The organism is Bradyrhizobium lablabi (genome assembly GCF_018131005.1).
Lineage (GTDB): Bacteria > Pseudomonadota > Alphaproteobacteria > Rhizobiales > Xanthobacteraceae > Bradyrhizobium > Bradyrhizobium lablabi_D.
On the sequence record NZ_JAFCJK010000010.1, the window covers coordinates 86777 to 104574 of the forward strand.

Consider the following 17798-nt stretch of genomic DNA (forward strand, 5'->3'; position numbering starts at 1 on the left):
TCGTCGGGGCCGTTCATCCTGGCGACAGCCGGCAGTCGGTAATATGCTGTTCGATGCGTATTTTGGGACCTGATCGATGATGCTGGGCTCTGACGTTTCCAGCCTGACCACCACCGCCGCCAGTGCGGCGGCGTGCGGGCTGTCGATTGTCGTGCCCGTCTACAACGAGGCCGCGGGTCTCGCGCGGCTGCACCAGCGGCTGACCGAACTCGCGCGGACGCTGCGCGCGCGCTATGGGCTTGCCTGCGAGGTCGTCTATGTCGACGACGGCAGCAAGGACGATACGCTCAAGATCGCACGCGGCCTGACCCCTGACACGCTCGACGTCCAGGTGGTGTCGCTGTCGCGCAATTTCGGCAAGGAGGCGGCGCTGATGGCCGGCCTCGACCATGCCCGCCGCGGCGCGGTGCTGTTCATGGACGGCGACGGCCAGCATCCGCCTGACCTGGTGGAGAAGCTGGTCGCGCACTGGATCGAGGACGGCTACGACGTCGTCTACACGGCGAAGGCCAATCGCGACAATGAATCGGCGCTGCGCCGGGTCGCGGTGCACGGCTTCTACGCGCTGATCAATTGGGGCGCGCGGCAGAAGATCCCGCAGGACGCCGGCGACTTCCGTCTGCTGTCGCCGCGCGCGGTCGCAGCACTTCGGCAATTGCCGGAGCGCAACCGTTTCTTCAAGGGACTGGCGAGCTGGATCGGCTTCAAGCAGATCCGCGTCGACTACGAGCCGGCGCCGCGCGCGCATGGCGTCACCACGTTCAGCGCCGGCCGCCTGATCGGCCTGTCGATCGAGGGCCTGACCTCGTTTTCGGTGGCGCCGCTGCGTTTTGCAAGTCTGTTCGGCGTGCTGCTCGCGGCCGCCGCCTTCCTGTTCGGTCTCTCGATCCTGTGGGAGGTCTGGACCACCGGCAAGCAGGTCCCCGGCTATCCCTCGCTGGTGATCGGGCTGATGACGATCGGTGGCGTGCAACTGATCATGATCGGCATTGTCGGGGAGTATATCGGCAAGATCCTCTCCGAGCTGAAGGCGCGGCCGATCTATTTCGTCGCCGAGCACAGCGAGAAGCGCGCCGACGACGAGGCCATCGAGCGCACCGGCGAGCGGACCGCCGCCGAATGAATGCCTCCGCGCCGCCGCGCCGGATCTGGCTCTGCGCCGACGATTATGGCTTGAGTGACGGCGTCAACCGCGCGATTCTCGACCTGATCGAACGCGGCCGCCTCAACGCGACATCGGTGATGATGGTCGCGCCCGCGATCGGCCGCGATGCCGCCGCGGCGCTCCGGACATCCGCCGCGAAGAACGCGGCTTGCGCGATCGGACTGCATGTGACGCTGACCGCGCCGTTCCGGCCGCTGACGCTGCATTTCCGGCCGCTCGACGGCGACATGTTCCTGCCCTTCCCGAAGCTGTTGCGCGCGGGGCTGATGCGGCGGCTCGACACCGAGCTTGTTCATGCCGAGGTGCTGGCGCAGCTCGAAGCCTTCCATGACCTGTTCGGCCGCGCGCCGGATTTCGTCGACGGCCACCAGCATGCGCAGCTCTTCCCGCAAGTGCGCGACGGGTTCCTGCGCGCGGTGAAGGAGCGCGCGCCGGAGGCCTGGGTGCGCCAGGGCGGCCGCAACCAGCCGCTGGCGCAGCGGCTCGCGGCGCCGAAGGCGCTGGTGCTCGATGCGCTCAGCACCCGATTCCGCAACAAGGCCGCAAAGGCCGGGCTGCGCTTCAACCCGGCCTTCGCCGGCGCCTATGATTTCACGAAGGAACCTGACTTCGCCGCGCTGATGCCGCAATTCCTGCAAGGCATGCCCGATGGCGGGCTCGTGATGTGTCATCCCGGCTTCGTCGACGAGACGCTCAGCAGCCTCGACCCGCTGACGACGCAGCGTGAAAAGGAGCACGCGTTCCTCGGCAGCGAGCAGTTTTTGCCGCTGCTGGAAGCGAACAATGTTACACTGTCGTGACAACGCTCAGGAAAGCTGGCGGTCGTATTGTCGCATACTGAAATTTAATCCGCCTCCCCACTCCATGCGCCACAAAGCCCGCCTTACATCCTGAGCGCGTCGATTCGATCGATGCGATGGAGAAGGCCATGACACCGCAAGAACGCCAATTGATTGACGATCTGTTCGACCGGCTCACCAGACTGGAAAACGCCCCGCGCGATTCCGAGGCGATGTCCGCGATCATTGAGGGCCTGCGCAGGGCACCGAACGCGGTGTATGCGCTGGTGCAGACGGCGCTGGTGCAGGACGAGGCGCTGAAGCGCGCCAATGATCGCATCCAGGAGCTGGAGGCTTCGCACGGCCAGCAACCGCCTGCGCAGCAGCCCGGCGGCTTCCTCGATTCGATGCGCGGCGCGCTGTTCGGACAGAACCAGTCGCAGGGTTCGGTGCCGCCGGTGCGCGCACCCGACATGGGCAGCCGCCCGGTCTGGAACTCGGGCGAGGCGATGCAGCGGGCGCAGCCGGGCGGCGGCTATGGCCAGCCTTACGGCCAGCCGCAACCTTACGGCACGCAGCAGCCCCCATTTGGCGGCGGAGGCGGTTCGTTCCTCGGCACCGCCGCGGCGGCCGCAGCCGGCGTGGTCGGCGGTTCTCTGCTGCTCAACAGCATTCGCGGAATGATGGGCGGCGGCAGCCACCAGGCGTTCGGCGACTCAACCGGCCTCGGCGGCGGCTCGCGCCCCTGGGGCGATCAGTCCTCAAGCGATCTCGCGCGTGATGCCGGGGTCAACGACGTCGGCTCGTCCGGCGGGCGCGGCGACGACAATCAGCGCTCCGGCCTGTTCGACCAGGCGTCGAACGAAACCAATGACGACTACACCGACGATCGCGATTCCGACGACTACGATGACGATGGCGGTTTCGACGACGGCGGCGGCGATAGCGATTACGCCTGATCGGTGAACAGAAAAACGGCCGCTCGATGATGCGGCCGTTTTAGTTCCGGACAGGATTGCGATCAGATCACGATCACCTTGGTGCCGACACCGACTCGGCCATAGAGATCGATCACGTCCTGGTTGCGCATCCGGATGCAGCCCGAGGAGACATTGGTACCGATGGTCCAGGGTTCGTTTGAGCCGTGGATGCGGTAGAGGCTTGAGCCGAGATACATCGCGCGCGCGCCGAGCGGATTTTCCGGCCCGCCCTCCATGTGCCGCGGCAGGTCGGGACGGCGCGCCAGCATTTCCGGCGGCGGTGTCCAGGCCGGCCATTCCTTCTTGGCCGAGATCGTCTTGACGCCCGACCAGGTGAAGCCGGGCCGGCCGACCCCGATGCCGTAGCGCAGCGCACGCCCGTCGCCCTGCACGAGATAGAGAAACTTGTTCGGGGTATCGACGATGATCGTGCCCGCGGCTTCCTTGCCCTGATATTCGACCATCTGCATTTCATATCTCGGGTCGAACGAGCGCTGCGTCGGATCCATCGCCTCTTCCTGCTGGCGCATCATCATCTGCTGCTGCGGATCCATCGGCGGCAGCGCGCGCCCGTAGTAATCCGGCTGCTGCTGATACACCGGCCGCTGCGGCTGATAACCCTGCGACGACGGCGCGTCGCCGAACAGGAATTCGATGAAGCCCCCGCCCATGGTGGAACGCGGCTGCATGTAGGCCGTGCGCACCTGCTGCGGCGCGGCTCGCCGGTTGGCATAGATTACGCTCGGTTCGGTCGGTTGCATCGCGTCGATCGCGAGGGCTTGACGGGGAAACAGGAAGGACGCGCCGGCAAGCAGCGCAAGCGTAGTTTTCTTGAACATCGACGTACTCTGTACTGTTTCGTCGTGACTGTTTGGTCGCTGGCGCACCGCATGCACCGTTGCACGTGGTCAATAAACAATCAAAACCGCATCGGTTTGGTAAACGGACGGGCCCTTTGGATTCACCACGTCGTCAACGACGCGCGGTTTTGTCGGGTAGCGTTTATTTTGGATGAACGCACGACCGGCATGGTTAACCGCCGGTTTGAAGAAGCACCAGCCATTGAAATGGCGAAGTGTTCCGCGTGAACCTCACGTTAAATCGCCGTCCTCTAGAAGAGGCGGAGTGAATGGGTGGGAATGAATTCATGTCGGTCAATCGCAAGCGTTTTCGTGTCGAACAGGCCATGATGGGCGATATGCCGATGCCGGAGCCTGTGAGCAGCGATGGCGGCGACATCAGCCCGATGCATCGCGAGATCATGGCGGAGCTTCGCTTGATCCGTGCCCAGATGGCCGCCAGCAGCGCACCGCGCGCTGCCGCGACCGAAATCAGCGAAGCTGTGGTTGCGCGCGAAGTCGCCGAAACGCATGCGCTGCTCGACACCTACCGCGCCCAGATCGAGCAATGCGAGAAGCTCAAGGTCGAGATAGACCTGATCCACGACGCGATCAGCCGCACCAAGCGCGAGATCGCGGTCCTGCACGGCAAGAGCTTCAACGGCGAGGAGATGGCCAAGGTCAATGGCGAACTCGGGGCGGTCGTCGGCGGCACCGAGCAGGCCACCCAGCAGATCCTCGAGGCAGCGGAGGCGATCGACCAGGCTGCGACCGCGCTCTCGAAGAACGTCTCGCCGGATCAGCAGCGCCTGCTCAGCGAGGAAATCCAGGAGCGCGTGGTCGCGATTTTCGAGGCCTGCAACTTCCAGGACCTCACCGGCCAGCGCATCAACAAGGTGATGCAGACGATGAAGTTCATCGAGCAGCACATCTACGAGATGATGAATATCTGGGGCGGCGTCGACGCCATTAAGTCGCATGCGCCGCCGATCGTCGATACCCGCGAAGGCGATGCCAAGCTGCTCAACGGACCCAAGCTCGAGGGCGACGCCGGTCACGCCTCGCAGGACGACATCGACGCGATGTTCAACTGAGCGAACGGCTCGGATACATGCAAAACGCCGGCCTCGAGGGCCGGCGTTTTTGTTTGCCGAGCGGTGGGGCGGAGGCCGTCACCCCCGGCGATTTCAGGACGATGGCCTCCGCCGCGAATGGTGGCGATGGCCGCACCATCAGCAACGCAACGGCTCGCAACGCTTGTCCACGCACCCAACCTTGAGTAGCCTAGCCAACTCCTTTCTTGTCCTGCGGCATTGATTGCTGACCGTGGCTTTAGCGAAATCAGATTGCAGTTCATTCGGCGGGGAGGTTTTTCGGATGAAGGACATCAAGCCGGTTCATATGGGCGACAGCGGTCCCAAAGTGTCCAATCTGCATAAGGGCTTATTGTTTCTTGTTCTCCATCAACCCGGCATATCCCACAACAACCGCAAGTCACTGCAACTGCGACTCGCGGCCGATGTGCGCACTCAGACGTTCGGCAGTGCGACCGCGGAACTTGTCGGGATATGGCAGTTTCAGCTGAAGAACTGGCCGGATTACATGCCTGCTCAGCCTCGGTGGCTCAAAGACGAACTGCAAAACCTTCCGATGGCCGCCAATACTGGCAGGGGCAACGGCGACGTCGACACGTTGACCGCCAAGGCCCTGAACTGGCTTCTCAGAAAATTCCGCGCGCTCGATCCGGCGTGAACCACGCATCTCGTCGTATCATTCACCCGAGGCGAGGTGCGGACCCAACGGCTTGCTGAAAATCACGCCCGCGGGGCGCAGCGAACGTAGACCATATTGCCGTAGCGGACGCCGGCGTCCTTGTCGACGAAGCGGGTGATCAGAACCCGGCCGTCGAACGAGATGATCTCCCGGTCCTGGTCGCCGGGGGTCGGGCCTGCCGGGCCGATATAGTTCTTGCCGCTCGGACTGCCCTTCAGTCGCAACTCCTGCGGGGTCGCCTGGTCGGCCAGATGCATGATGACGCCGCCGGACTGGCCGGCGCCGATCACGTAGGGTTGTTTGCACTGCGCGCGCGCGGCGGCCTCGGTGCGGGCGCGGTCGGCGGGGTTCTGGAACGAGGCAAGGCCCCAGCGGCCGACAATCTCGTCGGGGCGGATTGTCGCAGGCATCTCAGGGCCGCCCCCCGGTTCCGGTGCGGTGTTCGACGACAGCGGCGGCAGGTTCGTGCTGCTGCACGCCCCCAGGAATATCGTCAGCGCTGCGACAGCCGCGAGCCGTTCCGGCGTGCGCGCGTTGAGTGACCTGATCATTCGAAAATCCCCCCGACAATGTCCTGGCCGCACCCAATTCCGCAGCCAAGCCTAAAACTCAGCGCGGAGCAACGATGTCAATCGAGCTTCCGTCATCGCTACCGCTTTGGTTTCCCTACCATCATCCTATATTGGCCTCACCAAGGCTTTAACCCCTTTGCTTGACAGGAACTGCGCCAAGCCATATTTCCGGCGCGCAATTAGCACTCTAACCCCATGATTGCTAAAGGCACCGGGCGTCCCTGCCCGTCGCCTTCCGGCCGGCATCCAGCGCCGGTCCAGATGAACCGGACCTGAAACCAAGCCTCCAAGAGGGAACGTCATGGCTAAATCCAAATTCCGCCCGCTGCACGACCGTGTCGTGGTCAAGCGCATCGATGCCGAAGAGAAGACCAAGGGCGGCATCATCATTCCGGACACGGCCAAGGAAAAGCCTTCGCAGGGCGAAGTGACCGCGGTCGGCCCCGGCGGCCGCGACGAGACCGGGAAGCTGATCCCGATCGACCTCAAGGTCGGCGACCGCGTGCTGTTCGGCAAATGGTCGGGCACCGAGGTCAAGCTTGACGGCGAGGAGCTCCTGATCATGAAGGAGTCCGACATCATGGGCGTACTGACCTGACGAAATTCGATTGAGCGGCTGCAACGCCTGCAATCGTCGTGCCCGGACGCCCGCCCGCGACTTGAACGGACCTGATCCGTGCATCGATCGCTCTCCGGGACGGACTGCCAAAGGCACGCCCGGCGATGACGCAAGCGGAACGCAGCGACGCATAACCCAATACTGACAGGAGCAAACAATGGCTGCCAAGGACGTAAAATTCGCCGGAGACGCCCGCGAGCGCATGCTGCGCGGCGTGGACGTACTCGCCAATGCCGTGAAGGTGACGCTCGGCCCCAAGGGCCGCAACGTCGTCATCGAGAAGAGCTTCGGCGCCCCGCGCATCACCAAGGACGGCGTCACCGTCGCCAAGGAGATCGAGCTCGAGGACAAGTTCGAGAACATGGGCGCGCAAATGCTGCGCGAGGTCGCATCCAAGACCAACGACACCGCCGGTGACGGCACCACCACCGCGACCGTGCTGGCGCAGGCGATCGTCCGAGAGGGCGGCAAGTCGGTCGCCGCCGGCATGAACCCGATGGACCTCAAGCGCGGCATCGACATCGCGGTTCAGGCCGTGATCAAGGACCTCGAGAAGCGCGCCAAGCCGGTGGCTGCCTCGTCGGAAGTTGCCCAGGTCGGCACCATTTCGGCCAATGGCGATGCCGCGATCGGCAAGATGATCGCGCAGGCGATGCAGAAGGTCGGAAACGAGGGCGTGATCACCGTCGAGGAGAACAAGTCGCTCGAGACCGAAGTCGATATCGTCGAGGGCATGAAGTTCGATCGCGGCTACCTGTCGCCCTACTTCATCACCAATGCCGAGAAGATGACCGCCGAGCTCGAGGACGCCTACATCCTGCTGCACGAGAAGAAGCTTTCCGGCCTGCAGGCGATGCTGCCGGTGCTGGAAGCCGTGGTGCAGTCGGGCCGTCCGCTCCTGATCATCGCCGAGGACGTCGAGGGCGAGGCGCTGGCGACGCTGGTCGTCAACCGCCTGCGCGGCGGGTTGAAGGTCGCTGCCGTCAAGGCACCGGGCTTCGGCGATCGCCGCAAGGCGATGCTGGAGGACATCGCGATCCTCACCGGCGGCCAGTTGATCTCCGATGAGCTCGGCATGAAGCTCGAGAACGTCACCGTCAACATGCTGGGCCGCGCCCGCAAGGTCGTGATCGACAAGGAAAACACCACCATCGTCAGCGGCGGCGGCAAGAAGAAGGACATCGATGGCCGCGTCGCGCAGATCAAGGCGCAGATCGAGGAGACCACCTCGGACTACGACCGCGAGAAGCTGCAGGAGCGGCTCGCCAAGCTCGCGGGCGGCGTCGCCATCATCCGCGTCGGCGGCGCGACCGAGGTCGAGGTGAAGGAGAAGAAGGATCGTGTCGAGGACGCGCTGAACGCGACCCGCGCCGCGGTGCAGGAAGGTATCGTGGCCGGCGGCGGCGTCGCACTGCTGCGCGCCAAGAAGGCGGTCGGACGCCTCACCAACGACAATGCCGACGTCCAGGCCGGCATTAACATCGTGCTGAAGGCGCTGGAGGCTCCGCTCCGCCAGATCGCGGAGAATGCCGGTGTCGAGGCTTCGATCGTGGTCGGCAAGATCCTCGAGAACAAGTCGGAGACGTACGGCTTCGATGCCCAGACCGAGGAATATGTCGACATGGTCGACAAGGGCATCATCGACCCCGCCAAGGTGGTGCGCACCGCGCTGCAGGACGCCTCCTCAGTGGCCGGCCTGCTGGTGACCACCGAAGCGATGGTCGCCGAGACGCCGAAGGACGCGGCCCCCGCAATGCCGGGCGGCGGCATGGGTGGAATGGGCGGCATGGGCGGCTTCTGAGCTCGCGCACCCGTCCGCACCGAGATCGAAGGCCGCCTCCCGGCGGCCTTCTTTTTGTCCGATGAGATGGAGGTCTGGTAGTTATTCGGAAACCGATTCTGCCTGTCGAGGACATTCGCATGCGCGCGCTGTGGCTCTGCCTGTTCGGTCTCGTGACGATGTGCTCCGACGTCGCGTTTGCCCAGATGAAACTTCAGCCCAAGGGCGGAGCCGGCGGTCCCGAGACGCGCTATTTCACCGCGATCGACGGCTTGATGGACGGCAATGCCGATGCGGTGCTGAAGGAGACGCGCCAGGGCAAAACGGTCACGGCAGCCGTGCTCGATGTCTGCTATCCCGCCGAAAAGGGCTCCGACCGCAAGGACCGCTTCATCGCCAACCTCGCCGTCAACGGCCAGACCCTTTCGGGCACCACGCAGAGCGTTGCCGACAAGCAGCCGGTCACCGTGAAACTGAACCGCAAGCAGACCGGCGACAGCTTTGAATTCCGCGGCCAGATCACGATCGGCCAGACCGTGACCGAGGTCGCCTCATCAGACAATTCCGACCTCAGCGAGAAGGAATTCCTCGACAACCAGACGACCGACGACGGCATCACGCCGCAGCCTAAGGATTTCACCGAGGTCTCGCCGGAATCGGTCGGCGTGCGGGTCAAGCTCGATTCCGCGCGCGACTTCCTCAAGAGCCTGAAGGGCGAACCGGTCGAGGTCGGCGCCAGCAGCCTCGCCGTCTCGTGCGACGCGATGCGCGCCGGCGAGCAGACCATCAGCCTCACCGTCGATCCCGAGCGCGCCGCGGCGCTGCTCGCCAAGGCCAAATCCGCGCCGGGCGTGACCGCGGCGGGCTGGACCAGCGGCGTGGTCGAGATGGACCGCACCATCCGCTTTGCGCGCGCGGACTGGACGAGCGGCGACAGGATCAACAAGGACAAGATCGCGGCCGCAATCTCCAACGTGCTGGCAAGGACGCTGTCGGCCAAGCCGGCATCCGCATCGTGGGACCCGAACACCGGCAAGCTGAAACTGATCCTGAAGCGCCCGAGCCCGATCTATCCGGCACTCGGCCTCACCGAGAATGTCGAAGTCACGGCGCTGGTATCATCCGACAAGCCGGGCGGTTCCGACCGGCTGATGCTGTGGGTCTCGAGCCCGGTGATATCAACGAGCGACGATGGCGCGGGACCGAAGCTGCACCTCTCGGAAGAGACCAGCGGTGACGAGGAGGGCGGCGAGCCAAGGGACGACAACGGCTCGATCGAGGCGCTCGCCAAGGAGTTTCGCGGCCAGCGCTGGGATGCCGACAACTCGGTGTGGAAATAGCTCCTTCGTTGCTTTCGCGAAGACAGCGGCGTCCGCGTCTTCACTTGCAGAGCGACGTGGATGATCGTTGATCAGGCCGCTCTTTTCGCGAGAGGCACGACGTTCTCGCGGGCTGCCTCGGAAGCGGGGTCCGGACCGGACTGGATCATCCCGTCGTCTCTTGCGAAAAACTCGGAATATGAGTCGACCGCGGGACGATCGAACAGCGCTTGCAACTCGGGCCGAAGCCCCTCGCCGCGAAGCGCGGCGATCGAGTGGAATTCGCGCATGGTGGACTCCTGTGTGTTGGAGGCATCGTAGGAGGTCCGAACCGGCGAGCCACCCGTTTCCCGAGCGACCAGGCGCCGAGATCTGCTCAATGCCGCTGCGCCGCAGTCCGGCCACCGATCGTTAAGACTCGATTTAGCTTCCGGGATCATCATCGCGTCGCGAACGTAGGTCACGCCATGCAAGACGGTGAGCCGGGTATCATTGGAAGAATCTGGTCGAACGACGCGGCCGGCGGCCGGTTGCCGGAGCGGCCGGTGGACCTATGGGACTTCCCAAGCGCCACCCGCGATGAGGTTCTGATGGTGCGGGAGCCATTTGGCGATCGCATGCGCACGATGTCCCTGGTCGCAGCGGCGGTGGTGGCAAGTTTCGTGCTCGGATGGGTGGGGGCTCTGAACTGGCCTGAATTCACCGGCGCGCTCGGCTCCGGCCAGATGGCACAGAAGGATACACCCGCCCCTCACGTTGCCGACGCGCGGCCCATCAGCAGGAGTAACGGCGCCCGAAGGACGGCGTCCACATATGATCCCGCTGTTACGGGAAGCATTCCCAGGCCCTCCCCGAGCATGTTGCCCGGCGCACGTCTGCCTGCGGCGGCAGCCGCCCCGGCAAATCCGGGCGATTCCGGCGTGGTGCTCGCGATGCGCCAACCGCTGGCGCCGGCGCCGGAAACGCGGCCGACCACGATTTCGGGATGGACGGTGATCGAGGTACGGGACGGAACTGCCGTTCTCGAGGGACCCGATGGCATCAAAATGGCCGCACGCGGCGACACGATCCCCGGTATCGGCCGCGTCGACTCGATCGTGCGCTGGGGCAATCGCTGGATCGTCGCTACCGCAAGCGGATTGATCGCGACGCCGTAGCCGCCGAAGGCCGCCGGGCGGCGTTGTCAGGCGATCAATTGGTGTTGATGCGGAAGCGCAAGATCTTCGCGCCGGCCAGCGTGACGAAGTCGCCCTGCCGCTTCCAGCTCGTGGCCTCACCGAGCGCGGCGATCAGCTCGTCATCGGCCTGCGCGCGGTCCGCCGGGCAGTTGCGCGTCTCCATTGCACCGGGAACGAAGACGATGGTGTTGCCGGCGACCGAGAACTGGCCCTTGCCGCCCTTGCACCAGAGTTCGAGCACCACCTCGCCGTTGTCACCGATGTCGAGCGAGGGAATCTTCTTTGAGCCCGGCATGCGCGCGGCATCCAGCGTTATCTCGAGGCCGAACGGGAATTCCTCCTGGGCCCCCGCCGGGTTCGATCCACACGCCGCGACCATGAGCGCCAAGGCTGCGACGCCCCTCAAAATCCGCCCGACCGAAATCATGCCACGCCCTCGAAATCGCACTTCGCCTCAGCATAATGGTTCCGCAAGACCGGTTGGCTCGCCTCCCTGTCACGCCCTGACGGGCGCCTTGTATTGGACATGGACGCCCTTGGCCAGCTTGGGCGCGATAAAATTCCTCTGCAAAACCAAATCCCCGCGAGCTTGCCGCTCGCGGGGATTTGTCCGCCGATCGGGCAGGCGCCGCGCCTATTTCAGGACCATCAGCGTGAACGGGTAGACATAGGCTTGCAGCGTCACGAACAGGCCGACAAGGCAGGCCAGCACGATCGAGTGCCGGAACACGTAGCGCAGGATCGAACCTTCGTGGCCGTACCAGTTGGTCGCGGTCGAGGCGACCACGATCGATTGCGCATCGATCATCTTGCCCATCACGCCGCCGGACGAGTTGGCGGCGGCCATCAGGATCGGCGACAGGCCCAGCTGTTCGGACGTGATCCTCTGCAGATTGCCGAACAGCACGTTCGACGCGGTATCCGATCCGGTCAGCGCGACACCCAACCAGCCGAGCAGCGTGCCGAAGAAGGGATAGAGCACGCCAGTCGCCGCGAAGGCGAGGCCAAGCGTTGCGTCGACGCCGGACAGCCGTGTCAACGTGCCGATCGCGAGCATCGCCGAGATCGTGATCAGCGAGATCGCGCACAGGCGGATGGTGCGGCCGTATTCCGCGATCAGTTTGATCGGCGAGAAGCCCATCAGCAGACCCGAGATGATCGCCGCGATCAGCATGCCGGTGCCGGTGAAGGACAGGTAGGTGAAGCCGAACACGGCGCCTTCCGGCGTCGGCTTGGCCGCCACCGGCGGCACCTTGTTGATCAGCTTGTCGAGCTCCGGCACCGGATAGTTCCAGACGAAGTTCACGTTCGCCCAGGACTTGAAGGCGCCGTTGCCCCAGATCAGCATCAGGATGCAGACGATGATCCAAGGCAGCAATGCGCTCCACATTTCGGATTGCGTCAGCGGTGTCCTGTCGAACGGCTTCGCCGCCGTCATGGTCGCGGCCGAGTTATCGTGGTGCCGCAGCGCCGGCGACAGCCAGAGCTCCCTCGGCTGCCAGACCCTCAGGAACAGGATCAGCGCACCCATCGAGATCAGCGATGCGCCGATGTCGACGATCCAGGGGTTGATGTAGTTCGAGATCACGAATTGCGGGACGGCGAACGCGACGCCGGTGACCAGGATCGCCGGCCAGACCTCCTTCATGCCGCGCCAGCCTGCGAACGCCCACACCACCCAGAACGGCACGATCAGCGAGAACACCGGCAATTGCCGGCCGACCATCGCGCCGAGGACGTAGGGGTCAAGGCCGGTGACGGAAGCGAGGCCCAGGATCGGCGTGCCCAGGGCACCGTAGGCAACGGGCGCAGTATTGGCGATCAGCGACAGGCCGGAGGCTGCGAGCGGCGAGAAGCCGAGCCCGATCAGCACCGCGCCGGTGATCGCGACCGGTGTGCCGAAGCCGGAGGCACCCTCGAAGAAGGCGCCGAACGAGAACGCGATCAGGAGGAGTTGCAGGCGCCGGTCCTCGGTGACGCCGCCGACCGCCCGCTTCAACAGTTCGAAGCGGCCAGTCGCCACCGTGACCTGGTAGAGGAAGATGACGTTGAGCACGATCCAGCCGATCGGGAAGAAGCCGGTGACGACGCCGAGCAGCGTGGCGCGGATCGACATGTTCGCGGGCATCGTGAAGATGAAGATCGTGATCAGGTTGGTCACGACCACGGCGATGATGGCGGCGATGTGCGCCTTGACCCTGCCGCTGGCGATCAGCACCAGCAGCGTGACTACCGGAATGGCGGCCGCGATGGTCGACAGCGCTGCGTTTCCGAGCGGGTTGTAAACTTGGTTCCACATGTTCGGCCTCCTCCCCACGCAACTTGCGGTGCGCTGGCCGGCGTGAACGGTCCGGGCGCTGCTGGCGTGATCGCGGGTGTCAGTGGATGTGCCAACCCCGGTTCGCGGATCGACGATCCGAAAATTCGCTCACATCGTCGCCGCGACCTGAAGGTCCCCGCCCCTCGCCGTTCCCGCCATGCTAGGATTGACTCCAACGGCGGGACAAGCCAACGCTTGCATGCCGACCTACGACTTTGGTCTAGGTCGTTTCCGATTGTCCCGATTTTTCAGGCCTTTGCGGGCCATCCCCCCGGAGACGATAATCTGTGAACAACATTCGCTCGACGCTCGCAACGGTGTGGCGCATCGCGACGCCCTATTTCAACTCCGAGGACAAATGGGCGGGCCGCAGCCTGCTCGGGGCGGTGATCTTGATCGAGCTTCTGCTCGTCGGCAACGACGTGCTGGTCAACCAATGGCGCAACCGCTTCTACAATGCGCTGCAGAACAAGGATTGGGACGGCTTCAAGCGCGAGATGCTGGTGTTTTGCGCGCTCGCTTCCATTTCGGTCGTGCTTGGCGTCTATCAGCTCTATCTGAACCAGTGGCTCCAGATCCGCTGGCGCAACTGGATGACCAACAAATATCTGGCCGGCTGGATGCACGGCGCGAATCACTACCGCATGCAGCTCGCCGGCGACGCGGCCGACAACCCCGACCAGCGCATGAGCGATGACGTCAAGCTGTTCGTCAGCCAGACGCTCGCGATCGGCGTCGGCCTGTTGAGCTCGATCGTTTCGCTCGCGTCTTTCGTGGTCATCCTCTGGGGGCTGTCGGCGGCGGCGCCGTTCCTGCTGTTCGGCGGTGATTTCTCAATTCCCGGCTATCTGGTGTGGGCGGCGCTGATCTACGCGATATTCGGCACGATCCTGACGCAGTGGATCGGTTCGCCGCTGGTCAACCTCAATTTCGACCAGCAACGCCTGGAAGCCGATTTCCGTTTCAACCTGGTGCGGGTTCGCGAGAATTCCGAACAGATCGCGCTGCTCAAGGGCGAACCGGCGGAGCACGAGCGGTTGTCGGAGCGGTTCGCCCGGGTCATCGGCAACTGGTACGGCATCATGAGCCGGACCAAGCGGTTGACCGCCTTCACGCAAAGCTATGCGCAGGCCGCCGTGGTGTTTCCCTTCGTGCTGGCCGCGCCCGCCTTTTTCGCCGACAAGATCCAGCTCGGAGCGCTGCTGCAGACCTCGGAAGCCTTCGGCAAGGTGCAGGATGCGCTCTCCTTCTTCGTCTCGGTCTACCGCACCATGGCCGAATGGCGCGCGGTGGTCGCCCGCCTCGACGGGTTCGAGGGCACGATCGGGAGCGCCGAAAAGCTCGCCAGCGATCCCGCCTCGATTCGCACTGCGCCCGCGGCCGGTGCCGAGATCACCCTGCCGCAACTGCTGGTCAGGTTGCCGAACGGCGCGCCGCTGGTGTCGGCGAACCATTTCAGTTTCCGTCCCGGCGAGCGGACACTGGTCACCGGCCCCTCCGGCGCCGGCAAGTCGACGCTGTTTCGCGCGGTCGCCGGCATCTGGCCATTCGGCAACGGCGCGATCGAGATCCCCACCGACGCGGCGTTGATGATGCTGCCGCAACGCCCGTATCTGCCGATCGGCTCGCTGCATGCGGCCGTCGTCTATCCGGGCGAAGCCGCGCAATATGATGCGGGGCGGGTCGGCGACGTGCTCGCCGCCGTCGGCCTGCCGCAGCTCGCCACGCGGCTCGACGAGGAGGCGCACTGGAACCGGATGCTCTCGCTCGGCGAGCAGCAGCGGCTCGGCATTGCGCGGGCACTGTTGCATGCGCCGAACTTCCTGTTCCTCGACGAAGCGACTGCGTCGCTCGACGAGCCGTCGGAGGCGGCGCTCTACAGGCTCGTCACCGAACGGCTCCCGGCGACCACGATCGTATCGATCGGGCACCGCTCGACCCTTGACACCTTCCACGAGCGAAAGGTCGCGCTGGTTCGCGACGGCGACCGCTTCACCTTGCGCGACGCCACCAGGGTCGCAGCGTCATAGGTCTCGCCATCAGCGGGGCGGCCGCGGCCAGAACCTGCGGCTGACCCAGCGGTGCCAGGAATACGCAAAGGCCGCGAGCAGCAACGCGCCGGCGAGCACCGGTGCGAGCAGGAACGACCATGGCAGATTGTGCGAAACGACCAGCAGCGGGTTGATCCCGGCGGGCGGATGGAAGGTGTCGGTCAGGTACATCGCGAGGATGGCGAGGCCGACCGCGAGCGCGGCCGCCCAGGAGTGCGGACCGGTCAGCCACAGCACGACAAGGCCGACCAGGGCCGACACCACGTGACCGCCTATCAAGGCACGCGGTTGCGCCGGTTCGACCTCCGGCGATCCCACCACCAGCACGATCGAGGTCGCGAACGGGATCGCCGCCAGCGGGTAATGCGCGCTCACCGAAAACCACTCCATGGTGCCGATGGCGATCGCACCGCCAAGGCCGGCCACCGTGCCGGCGATGAGATCGCGGCGCAACTTGTTCGTTCCGGCTGCCGTCCGCGGCAGATCCATTTTCATTCGACGTCCTCGCTAGAAACAAAAAGGGCGGCAGATCGCTCTGCCGCCCCCTTATCTTTGGAGGAAAAATCTTACTTCAAGTTGCTCAGCGCGGTCAGGTCAGCCGAGAGCTTGGCGATGCCGGCGGCGCCGCACCAGTTGGAGCCGACGCCAGTCGGGTTGATGTTGCTGAAGCTGTTGTTGAAGCTCGATGTGTAGTCGCTGGTGAACGCGTTGCAATCGGCCTTCGACAGATTGGTGTCGGAGTAGCGCAGATCGAGCGTGAACACCTTGTAGGTGAAGCCGATGCCGATATTCCAGGTGTTGTAGTCGGGTTCTTTGATGCCGTTCGGGAATGGGCCGGCAAATCCCGGCGCGGCAAACGAGGTGCCATAGAAGGAGTCCGAGGTGCCGAACCACTGACGGCCGAACTCGCCGGAGATGTACATGCCGACACCGCTGGTCCCGAAGATGGTGCTTGGCGCAGTCCATTTGCCGATGATCGAGGTGTAGTTGCCCCAGGAGCCGAGGTTCAGGAAGTTTGGCGAGTAGTACTCGTTCAGGGTGAACGCCCAGTTTTCATTCACGTTGTAGGTGAACTTGCCGTAGACTTCGAAGAAGCTCGCATCCCTCTTCGCGACGTTGCCGTTCGGCAGGAAGTTGGCCGCGCATTCCGGGCTCAGCGGGTTGCCAGCGGCGTCGGCGGGCGCGCCGAAGAAGCAGGTTCCGCCGGGGTACAGGTAACCCCACACGCCGATGTCCAATACGAAGGCGCCGAAGGTCGGGCGGATACCGCCGTAGACATCGATTTCGGCCGCGGCGCGGTTCGGGAACGAGATGCTCTCTCCGGCCACGCCGATGTAGAACTGCAAGTCCTTGGTGACGTTGTAGCGCGGCTCGAAATAGGCGGCGACCGACGGGTTGTGGTTGGATTGGGTGATGCCGCGGAAGATATAGTCGTTCATGATGGCGCTGCCGAAGGCGAAATCCCAGGGCTCGAATGGGGGCGGGGGCGGTGCCTTGACGGCCTTCACCGTCATATCGGCAGCCATCGCCGAGCCCGAAATCATTGCTAGCGCCGTTGCTAACAAGGCTAGTTTCTTCATGATGATCCCCATCGCTTTCTGAACAATCGGTTCCGGCGGCCCCCGGGCAAACGACAACCGACTGCAACCAAATTTTGCGTGATCAATGTGAAGTGCGCAGACAATCTGTTGAAGCCAAAAAGACAAGCATCTGCTGACTTTTTGGGCTCGATGACGGTCCGGCGTCGCATTGATTGGCGAGTGTTGCTTCCGGACAACAAAATCCGGTGCCGCAGCCCAGATCGGACGTAGGGAACGTCGAGCGCGTGCAGGACGCAAAGACCTCGTTCGGCGAATCGCCGTACCCGCAAGTCCGCGGACCGTCCTGACGACGGAGCGCAAAAAAGCCGCAGCGGCGAGCCGCTGCGGCCTGGCAATCGATCCGGACAGAGGCGTTGAAGAGTCGCCTGTCCCTAGTGCTGCTCGCCCCCTTCTGAAGGGCCGCCGGCACTCCAGGCCGGAGCCGGCTCATGGCTCGGCGTCGCCCAGCTCGGAGCCGGCTGCGGCGCAGGCTCGGAAGCCGGCGGTCGAGGTGCGGCCGGCCGCTTCGGCGCACTCTTCTTGGCGGCCTTCTTCGGAGCGGCGACCTTCTTCGCAGCCTTGCTCGCGGCCGCCTTCGGCATCTTCCTCGCTTTCTTCGCGGACTTCTTGGCAGCCTTCTTTGCCGATTTCTTTTTCTTTGATTTCTTCGCTGACTTCTTCGCGGATTTCTTTGCCGCTAGCGTCTTCTTGGCCTTTTTAGCCTTTTTGGCCTTCTTGCCTTTTTTAGTCTTCTTCGCTTTCGCCATGGTGGTCCTCCTGTTGATTCGAGGCCGCCGCGCGCGGTGAAATGTTCGCTTGCCGGAATGGGGAGCGTGCTTCGCG

General features: G+C 64.3%; 18 protein-coding genes. 11 read left to right on the top strand and 7 right to left on the bottom strand.

The features are described 5' to 3' along the window. Positions 1 to 76: 76 nt before the first annotated feature. The 3 genes from JQ553_RS26895 (at position 77) to JQ553_RS26905 (ending at position 2903) form a co-directional block, all read left to right on the top strand. On the top strand, positions 77 to 1123 hold the full coding sequence (locus tag JQ553_RS26895) for a glycosyltransferase family 2 protein (protein WP_212503061.1): 1047 nt from the start codon (positions 77 to 79) through the stop codon (positions 1121 to 1123). Further along, on the top strand, positions 1120 to 1965 hold the full coding sequence (locus JQ553_RS26900; RefSeq protein ID WP_212503062.1) for a ChbG/HpnK family deacetylase: 846 nt from the start codon (positions 1120 to 1122) through the stop codon (positions 1963 to 1965). The genes JQ553_RS26895 and JQ553_RS26900 overlap by 4 nt, the downstream gene beginning before the upstream one ends. Positions 1966 to 2093: 128 nt before the next feature. After that, a complete protein-coding gene (locus tag JQ553_RS26905; RefSeq protein WP_212503063.1) occupies positions 2094 to 2903 on the top strand; it encodes a DUF2076 domain-containing protein in 810 nt (269 codons plus the stop codon). 62 nt (positions 2904 to 2965) lie between these two features. On the opposite strand, the gene JQ553_RS26910 is transcribed toward JQ553_RS26905, so the two are convergent. Then, a complete protein-coding gene (locus JQ553_RS26910) occupies positions 2966 to 3763 on the bottom strand; it encodes a L,D-transpeptidase (RefSeq protein ID WP_212503064.1) in 798 nt (265 codons plus the stop codon). Between the two features lie 308 nt (positions 3764 to 4071). Here JQ553_RS26910 and JQ553_RS26915 point away from each other — a divergent pair, with 308 nt between their 5' ends. Together JQ553_RS26915 and JQ553_RS26920 are read left to right on the top strand one after the other, a co-directional pair. Further along, positions 4072 to 4857, top strand: coding sequence for a protein phosphatase CheZ (locus JQ553_RS26915; protein WP_212503065.1), 786 nt, complete (start codon positions 4072 to 4074; stop codon positions 4855 to 4857). A gap of 283 nt (positions 4858 to 5140) precedes the next feature. After that, positions 5141 to 5515, top strand: a complete 375-nt coding sequence (locus JQ553_RS26920) for a hypothetical protein (RefSeq protein ID WP_212503066.1) — start codon at positions 5141 to 5143, stop codon at positions 5513 to 5515. 62 nt (positions 5516 to 5577) lie between these two features. Here the strand turns inward: JQ553_RS26920 and JQ553_RS26925 are convergent, their stop codons facing one another. After that, entirely contained in the window at positions 5578 to 6087 is a 510-nt protein-coding gene (locus JQ553_RS26925; RefSeq protein ID WP_212503067.1) for a hypothetical protein, read from the bottom strand. A gap of 322 nt (positions 6088 to 6409) precedes the next feature. Between JQ553_RS26925 and groES the strand changes: the two genes are divergently transcribed. The 3 genes from groES to JQ553_RS26940 all read left to right on the top strand — a co-directional run bounded on the left by groES (position 6410) and on the right by JQ553_RS26940 (position 9847). After that, positions 6410 to 6706, top strand: coding sequence for a co-chaperone GroES (gene groES / locus JQ553_RS26930; RefSeq protein WP_212503068.1), 297 nt, complete (start codon positions 6410 to 6412; stop codon positions 6704 to 6706). A gap of 178 nt (positions 6707 to 6884) precedes the next feature. After that, positions 6885 to 8528: a chaperonin GroEL gene (gene groL / locus JQ553_RS26935; RefSeq protein WP_212503069.1), complete on the top strand. Its 1644-nt coding sequence runs from the start codon at positions 6885 to 6887 to the stop codon at positions 8526 to 8528. A gap of 119 nt (positions 8529 to 8647) precedes the next feature. Beyond that, positions 8648 to 9847, top strand: coding sequence for a hypothetical protein (locus tag JQ553_RS26940; RefSeq protein WP_212503070.1), 1200 nt, complete (start codon positions 8648 to 8650; stop codon positions 9845 to 9847). Between the two features lie 71 nt (positions 9848 to 9918). Here JQ553_RS26940 and JQ553_RS26945 read toward each other — a convergent pair whose 3' ends face one another. After that, entirely contained in the window at positions 9919 to 10116 is a 198-nt protein-coding gene (locus tag JQ553_RS26945; protein ID WP_212503071.1) for a hypothetical protein, read from the bottom strand. A 177-nt stretch (positions 10117 to 10293) separates the two neighbouring features. Here JQ553_RS26945 and JQ553_RS26950 point away from each other — a divergent pair, with 177 nt between their 5' ends. Then, on the top strand, positions 10294 to 10983 hold the full coding sequence (locus tag JQ553_RS26950; RefSeq protein WP_212503072.1) for a hypothetical protein: 690 nt from the start codon (positions 10294 to 10296) through the stop codon (positions 10981 to 10983). Positions 10984 to 11017: 34 nt separating this feature from the next. Here JQ553_RS26950 and JQ553_RS26955 read toward each other — a convergent pair whose 3' ends face one another. Continuing rightward, positions 11018 to 11431, bottom strand: coding sequence for an META domain-containing protein (locus tag JQ553_RS26955; protein WP_212503073.1), 414 nt, complete (start codon positions 11429 to 11431; stop codon positions 11018 to 11020). A gap of 207 nt (positions 11432 to 11638) precedes the next feature. Continuing rightward, positions 11639 to 13303, bottom strand: a complete 1665-nt coding sequence (locus JQ553_RS26960; protein WP_212503074.1) for an L-lactate permease — start codon at positions 13301 to 13303, stop codon at positions 11639 to 11641. Positions 13304 to 13611: 308 nt separating this feature from the next. Here JQ553_RS26960 and JQ553_RS26965 point away from each other — a divergent pair, with 308 nt between their 5' ends. After that, positions 13612 to 15354 carry an ABC transporter ATP-binding protein/permease gene (locus JQ553_RS26965; protein WP_212503075.1) on the top strand — a complete coding sequence of 581 codons (1743 nt, stop codon included), beginning with the start codon at positions 13612 to 13614 and terminating at the stop codon, positions 15352 to 15354. 9 nt (positions 15355 to 15363) lie between these two features. On the opposite strand, the gene JQ553_RS26970 is transcribed toward JQ553_RS26965, so the two are convergent. Both JQ553_RS26970 and JQ553_RS26975 read right to left on the bottom strand, forming a co-directional pair. Beyond that, entirely contained in the window at positions 15364 to 15870 is a 507-nt protein-coding gene (locus JQ553_RS26970) for an HPP family protein (protein ID WP_212503076.1), read from the bottom strand. A 71-nt stretch (positions 15871 to 15941) separates the two neighbouring features. Beyond that, positions 15942 to 16955 carry a TorF family putative porin gene (locus tag JQ553_RS26975; protein WP_212503077.1) on the bottom strand — a complete coding sequence of 338 codons (1014 nt, stop codon included), beginning with the start codon at positions 16953 to 16955 and terminating at the stop codon, positions 15942 to 15944. A 540-nt stretch (positions 16956 to 17495) separates the two neighbouring features. Here JQ553_RS26975 and JQ553_RS26980 point away from each other — a divergent pair. Then, complete coding sequence (locus JQ553_RS26980; RefSeq protein WP_212503078.1) at positions 17496 to 17762, top strand: hypothetical protein; 267 nt, start codon at positions 17496 to 17498, stop codon at positions 17760 to 17762. Positions 17763 to 17798: the final 36 nt, after the last annotated feature.

Excerpts from the sequence above, each read along its gene's own strand:
- JQ553_RS26955 (WP_212503073.1), bottom strand. The coding sequence starts at position 11,431 with ATGATTTCGGTCGGGCGGATTTTGAGGGGCGTCGCAGCCTTGGCGCTC.
- JQ553_RS26950 (WP_212503072.1), top strand. The coding sequence starts at position 10,294 with ATGCAAGACGGTGAGCCGGGTATCATTGGAAGAATCTGGTCGAACGAC.
- JQ553_RS26975 (WP_212503077.1), bottom strand. The coding sequence starts at position 16,955 with ATGAAGAAACTAGCCTTGTTAGCAACGGCGCTAGCAATGATTTCGGGC.
- groES (WP_212503068.1), top strand. The coding sequence starts at position 6,410 with ATGGCTAAATCCAAATTCCGCCCGCTGCACGACCGTGTCGTGGTCAAG.
- JQ553_RS26915 (WP_212503065.1), top strand. The coding sequence starts at position 4,072 with ATGTCGGTCAATCGCAAGCGTTTTCGTGTCGAACAGGCCATGATGGGC.
- JQ553_RS26910 (WP_212503064.1), bottom strand. The coding sequence starts at position 3,763 with ATGTTCAAGAAAACTACGCTTGCGCTGCTTGCCGGCGCGTCCTTCCTG.
- JQ553_RS26960 (WP_212503074.1), bottom strand. The coding sequence starts at position 13,303 with ATGTGGAACCAAGTTTACAACCCGCTCGGAAACGCAGCGCTGTCGACC.
- groL (WP_212503069.1), top strand. The coding sequence starts at position 6,885 with ATGGCTGCCAAGGACGTAAAATTCGCCGGAGACGCCCGCGAGCGCATG.
- JQ553_RS26970 (WP_212503076.1), bottom strand. The coding sequence starts at position 15,870 with ATGAAAATGGATCTGCCGCGGACGGCAGCCGGAACGAACAAGTTGCGC.
- JQ553_RS26945 (WP_212503071.1), bottom strand. The coding sequence starts at position 10,116 with ATGCGCGAATTCCACTCGATCGCCGCGCTTCGCGGCGAGGGGCTTCGG.
- JQ553_RS26905 (WP_212503063.1), top strand. The coding sequence starts at position 2,094 with ATGACACCGCAAGAACGCCAATTGATTGACGATCTGTTCGACCGGCTC.
- JQ553_RS26920 (WP_212503066.1), top strand. The coding sequence starts at position 5,141 with ATGAAGGACATCAAGCCGGTTCATATGGGCGACAGCGGTCCCAAAGTG.
- JQ553_RS26895 (WP_212503061.1), top strand. The coding sequence starts at position 77 with ATGATGCTGGGCTCTGACGTTTCCAGCCTGACCACCACCGCCGCCAGT.
- JQ553_RS26925 (WP_212503067.1), bottom strand. The coding sequence starts at position 6,087 with ATGATCAGGTCACTCAACGCGCGCACGCCGGAACGGCTCGCGGCTGTC.
- JQ553_RS26900 (WP_212503062.1), top strand. The coding sequence starts at position 1,120 with ATGAATGCCTCCGCGCCGCCGCGCCGGATCTGGCTCTGCGCCGACGAT.
- JQ553_RS26940 (WP_212503070.1), top strand. The coding sequence starts at position 8,648 with ATGCGCGCGCTGTGGCTCTGCCTGTTCGGTCTCGTGACGATGTGCTCC.